Source organism: Salinivibrio sp. MA427 (assembly GCF_001996115.1).
GTDB classification, from domain to species: domain Bacteria; phylum Pseudomonadota; class Gammaproteobacteria; order Enterobacterales; family Vibrionaceae; genus Salinivibrio; species Salinivibrio costicola.
Genome location: NZ_MUFH01000188.1, coordinates 1 through 5,126 on the forward strand (window position 1 = coordinate 1; position 5,126 = coordinate 5,126).

Below are 5,126 nucleotides of genomic sequence, written 5' to 3' on the forward strand. Positions count from 1 at the left end.
GGGTATGTGGCATGTATTGGCTTTTTATTGGCAAAACGAGCGGCTCACTCAAAAAGAAAGGGTAGCTTTAGCTACCCTTGTTGACGAGTGCGGCTTAGTCTTCGATAGTCACGCTATTGATTAATACTTCTTCAACAGGGACGTCTTGGTGTACATAACCCCAATTGCCGGTCGCAACGCCTTTGATCTTATTGACCACGTCCATGCCGTCGACGACTTCGGCAAACACACAGTAGCCCCAACCGTCTGGCGTCTTGGCTTTGTGATCCAGGAATAAGTTGTCATTCACGTTAATAAAGAATTGTGAACTGGCTGAATGCGGCTCCATGGTACGCGCCATGGATAAACGACCGGTAAGGTTACTTAAACCGTTATCCGCTTCATTTTTGATCGGTGCACGCGTCGACTTTTCTTCCATGCCAGAGGCCATGCCACCGCCTTGGACCATAAAGCCGTCGATAACACGGTGGAACAGGGTTCCGTTATAAAAGCCGTCACGGCAATATTGTAAAAAGTTCTCGACCGTGGCCGGTGCTTCGTCTGCATACATGCGGAGTTTGATATCACCGAACGTGGTATGAAGAGTTACCATGATGTAATCCTGTCATTGGCTTGGCTAAAAAGGATCACAGATTTTAGCCTAACGAGCCGGGTGATCAAGCATGATCGCCCTGGATGTGGAATTAATCATCGCTAAGTGACCCCAAAGTACCGATTTACAGGGACGCTTTGTCATTTTAATTCCTCGAGATCACTTTTATTTCTCAAGATCACTTTTATTCATCGAGATCATTCTGACGATACAGGTTCAACATGCCCGAGCAACTTTTTGAGTAAATCAGCTAAGTTGGCTTGCTCACTAGTGGTGAGTCCAGCCAGGAGCTGATGCAAGTTGTTGGTATGATCGGTCACCGCCTTATCGATCAAATCCAGCCCTGCGTCGGTGAGTGAGACATAGACCCCACGGCGATCGTTGGGATCGGGGCTGCGTGCCACCAAGCCTTTGTGCTCCAACCGATCAATGCGGTTAGTCATGGCGCCGGAGGTGAGCATCAAAGCATCCAGCAGCTGATTTGGGGTTAACGTGTAGGGTTTGCCCGCACGCCGTAACGAGGCCAGCACATCGAATTCCCCTGGGTTTAGATTGTATTGGCCGAAAACATGCTGCAGTTTGGGATTCATGTGGCCGTTGATACGTGCCAACCGGCCTGTAATCGCCATGGGGCTCGGATCAATATCAGGGCGTTCGCGGTGCCACTGGCTCAGAATGACATCAACCTTGTCAGCTTGTGATGGGGTAACACCTTGTTCTTGGCTTTTTGGATCAGTCGTGGTTGTTGGGTGCGTGCGCGTTGAATTTTTTGTCATAATGGTTATCGATAAAGATTCTTTACCGAAAAATAAATGATCACCCCGACCCAACTCAAGCACCGATTGGTCGGTTTTGGTTCAAATCGTGCTTTTTCTCTTAACTTGTGAACTCGGTCGTCGCGCTTTATCGGGCCAGACACCGGGTCGATGCTTGCGTCACGCTAGCAGAAAAGGTGTAATAGCAGCTTCACTTTACTCATTGTCATTACTGTAACGAGTCATCTAATTATTATGTCGATGCAAACCCCCCCGTTAAAGATCTACAACTCACTGACGCGAGAAAAAGCCGTCTTTCAGCCTATCACGCCAGGAAAAATTGGTATGTATGTGTGTGGGGTGACGATTTACGATCTTTGTCATATCGGACATGGGCGCACCTTCGTTTCGTTTGACATGATTTCTCGTTACCTGCGTTATCTGGGCTTTGATCTTACCTTTGTGCGCAACATTACGGATATTGATGACAAGATCATCAAGCGTGCCGCTGAAAATGGCGAGACCTGCGATGCCTTAACAGAACGTTTGATTGGTGAGATGCACCAAGATTTTGATGCCTTAAACATGGTGCGTCCTGATATCGAGCCGCGTGCGACCGATTATATTGACGAAATCATTACCTTGGTAGAAACGCTGATTGCGCGTGGTTTTGCCTATGTGGCCGATAACGGCGATGTAATGTTTGAAGTCGCTAAGTTTGATGAATACGGTAAGTTATCTAAACAAGACTTGGATCAGCTCCAAGCTGGTGCCCGTGTAGATATTGAAACTGCGAAACGTAGCCCGCTGGATTTTGTGGTGTGGAAAATGTCGAAACCCGGCGAGCCGACGTGGGAATCCCCTTGGGGCCCGGGCCGCCCAGGTTGGCACATTGAATGCTCAGCGATGAACTCAGCGCTTCTGGGTAAGCACTTTGATATTCATGGCGGCGGCTCAGACTTACAGTTCCCGCATCATGAAAACGAAATTGCTCAGTCGTGCTGTGCCCATGACACCCCGTATGTGAATACGTGGATGCACAGCGGCATGGTGATGGTCGATCGTGAGAAGATGTCTAAGTCACTTGGAAACTTCTTTACCATCCGTGACGTGCTGGTGCACTACGATGCAGAGACCGTGCGTTATTTCTTGCTGTCAGGCCATTATCGTAGCCAGCTAAATTACAGCGACGAAAATCTTAACCAAGCCCGCTCAGCATTAGAGCGCCTTTATACGGCATTGCGTGGTTTAGACACCCAGGCAACCCCTGCGGGTGGCGACGAGTACGTGGCGCGTTTTGAAGCGGCAATGAATGACGACTTCAATACGCCAGAAGCCTATTCAGTGTTGTTTGATATGGCCCGTGAGATTAACCGCCTCCGTGCTGACGATATGGCCACCGCGTCCGCGTTGGGCGCGCAAATGCGCAAATTGGCATCTATTCTTGGTTTGCTCGAGCAAGACGCCGATAACTTCTTGCAAGGTGATACTGGCGCGGATGATGAAGTTGCTGACATTGAAGCCTTAATTCAAACACGTAATGATGCCCGTAAAGCCAAAGACTTCGCGGCAGCCGATGCGGCGCGCGATGCACTGACCGCGATGGGCATTGTGTTGGAAGATGGCCCACAAGGCACCACCTGGCGCCGTAAGTAAGCAGATAAAGCGCCATCCGGCCGAGGATAATAGCAATTTAATGAAAACGGAGCCAAATAAGGCTCCGTTTTTTATTGTCGGTGTGATAATCGTGTGACACAGAAGGTCAAATGCGTGAAGGCACCGGCCTGGATTACCGTCCAGGCTTTACTTCACGCTTATCGGGCTCAGGCAGTTCACTACCACAATGTTTACAAAAGTCCGCATCAGACTCGTGCCCCCCTTTTGAACAATTTGGGCATTTGACTAACTGGCGATGCAGTGTCATTTGTTGGCCTATTTCAGCAGTAATGATCCCGGTGGGGACAGCGATAATGGAATAGCCCATCAGCATAGTGAAAGAGGCCAGCGTCTTACCAATATCCGTTTGGGGGACCAAGTCGCCATATCCGACAGTGGTAAGCGTTACTATCGCCCAATAAATGGCATAAGGAATACTGGTGAAACCATTCTCTGGTCCTTCTATCACATACATTAGAGCGCCGAATACTGTGACCAGAATCATGACTGTGGAAAAGAAAATCATCACCTTGCGTGATGACATGATCATCGAACGCATCAGAATATTGGAGTCTTCCAAAAAGCGCATGAGTCTCAGTATACGGAAAATACGTAATACACGGAGCAGACGCACCACCATCATATAAGTCGTGCCCGGAACAAATACGGCGATGTAAGTGGGGAGAATGGCAAGCAGGTCCACGACGCCATAAAAGCTACGTGCATAGGCGGATGGGCGTGGGGAGCAATAAAGACGTAGCAAATACTCAATGGTAAAAATGCCAGTAAATCCCCACTCAATCCAATATAGCCATTGTGACCAGCGGGCGTGGACACTTGCGATCGACTCCAGCATCAATGCCACCATTGATGCCAAAATCATGACGATCAATGCCAGATCAAACACCTTACCGTGCTTGGTTTCCGTACCAAAAATTGTGGTATATAAGTAATGCTGCAATCGGCTTTGTGGTTTGTTCATGGGCTTTCCTTGCTCGAAAAACATGATGATTGAGCTGAAAAACCGACACTGCAACACATAACATGGCTACAAAGCTCAACGTGCCGGTTTTTGATATTTGTTTGCCGTGTAGCCTAAGGCCAATCTGCGACAGGGTCAGTTAAGGCCTGGAAACAAAGCCCGCATGCCAGAGGCAATAAACTCGATCCCGAGAGAGCCGAGAATCAGACCCATGATTCGAGTGATCACGTTAATACCGGTTTGTCCCAAGAATTTTACCACCGCAGGTCCCACTTTAAATAAGCCCCAAATGCCAGCGGCGAAGATCACCAGGGTTGAAATAAGCGTGACCGTACTCCATGTATCAGGGTATTGGGAGCCGTAAACAATGGTCGAACTGATCGCGCCGGGGCCCGCAAGCAACGGCATGGCAAGCGGCACCACGCCCACTTGCTCACGACTGATGGTTTCTGACTGCTCCTGCTTGTTTTGTTTACCTTCTCCTAACTTACCGTTCATCATCGTAAAAGCGATACTGAGCAGTAGCATGCCACCGGCGACACGGAAAGAGTCTAAAGAAATACTGAACAAGTCGAGCAACATCTGACCGGCAAGCAAGGACACAATCAAGATAATCGCCACCGCGATGGCTGCGGTATACGCAGTGCGGTTTCGTTCTTGCTTGTCAAGATGCACGGTAAGGGTCACAAAAACGGGCATGATACCGATAGGGTTCACGGCGGCAAAAAGCCCGACAAAAAACTGTACAAAAATCATGGTGTCAAAAACGGCCATGGCGAATCTCGTGATGCTGTGAGGAAGTCCAGTTTCTCTCGGGTTAAAAGGTGGGGCCAGTATAGCGACCTCAGCTTAAAAACCAACCGCTTAACCTTGCATTTTCTGCAAGTCTTGATTGCGGTTTTAGTGAAGTCATGGGAGGGAGCAAAAAAGTCCCCAAATGAGTGAGCAAGATTGTTAGCGCAAACTATACTGAGCGACTAAACGGTTTTTACTCACTAGAGAAAAAAGCGTCACATTGGTGGGCTTACAAGAATAAAAGAAACAGCTTTATGGTAGACACTCACTTTTTGTTGAAAAAATAATACAAAATCACCGCTTTTGTTGGCCTCGCATGTAAAGGTCGTGTTACTTTGGTAAAAAT

The 5,126-nt window shown here is 48.4% G+C and carries 5 protein-coding genes; 1 reads left to right on the top strand and 4 read right to left on the bottom strand.

Features of this window, described 5'->3' with window-relative positions; all coding sequences use genetic code 11:
• Window positions 1-94: 94 nt before the first annotated feature.
• Window positions 95-592, bottom strand: coding sequence for a peptidylprolyl isomerase (locus BZG79_RS11305; RefSeq protein WP_021022351.1), 498 nt, complete (start codon window positions 590-592; stop codon window positions 95-97).
• 197 nt (window positions 593-789) lie between these two features.
• Window positions 790-1,368 carry a MarR family transcriptional regulator gene (locus BZG79_RS11310; RefSeq protein ID WP_077774434.1) on the bottom strand — a complete coding sequence of 193 codons (579 nt, stop codon included), beginning with the start codon at window positions 1,366-1,368 and terminating at the stop codon, window positions 790-792.
• Window positions 1,369-1,608: 240 nt separating this feature from the next.
• Here BZG79_RS11310 and cysS point away from each other — a divergent pair, with 240 nt between their 5' ends.
• Window positions 1,609-3,003: a cysteine--tRNA ligase gene (gene cysS, locus BZG79_RS11315; RefSeq protein WP_108743281.1), complete on the top strand. Its 1,395-nt coding sequence runs from the start codon at window positions 1,609-1,611 to the stop codon at window positions 3,001-3,003.
• 133 nt (window positions 3,004-3,136) lie between these two features.
• Here cysS and BZG79_RS11320 read toward each other — a convergent pair whose 3' ends face one another.
• Complete coding sequence (locus BZG79_RS11320; protein ID WP_077460414.1) at window positions 3,137-3,985, bottom strand: ion transporter; 849 nt, start codon at window positions 3,983-3,985, stop codon at window positions 3,137-3,139.
• Window positions 3,986-4,120: 135 nt separating this feature from the next.
• On the bottom strand, window positions 4,121-4,759 hold the full coding sequence (locus tag BZG79_RS11325; RefSeq protein ID WP_077460415.1) for a YchE family NAAT transporter: 639 nt from the start codon (window positions 4,757-4,759) through the stop codon (window positions 4,121-4,123).
• Window positions 4,760-5,126: the final 367 nt, after the last annotated feature.

Excerpts from the sequence above, each read along its gene's own strand:
- BZG79_RS11310 (WP_077774434.1), bottom strand. The coding sequence starts at position 1,368 with ATGACAAAAAATTCAACGCGCACGCACCCAACAACCACGACTGATCCA.
- BZG79_RS11325 (WP_077460415.1), bottom strand. The coding sequence starts at position 4,759 with ATGGCCGTTTTTGACACCATGATTTTTGTACAGTTTTTTGTCGGGCTT.
- cysS (WP_108743281.1), top strand. The coding sequence starts at position 1,609 with ATGCAAACCCCCCCGTTAAAGATCTACAACTCACTGACGCGAGAAAAA.
- BZG79_RS11320 (WP_077460414.1), bottom strand. The coding sequence starts at position 3,985 with ATGAACAAACCACAAAGCCGATTGCAGCATTACTTATATACCACAATT.
- BZG79_RS11305 (WP_021022351.1), bottom strand. The coding sequence starts at position 592 with ATGGTAACTCTTCATACCACGTTCGGTGATATCAAACTCCGCATGTAT.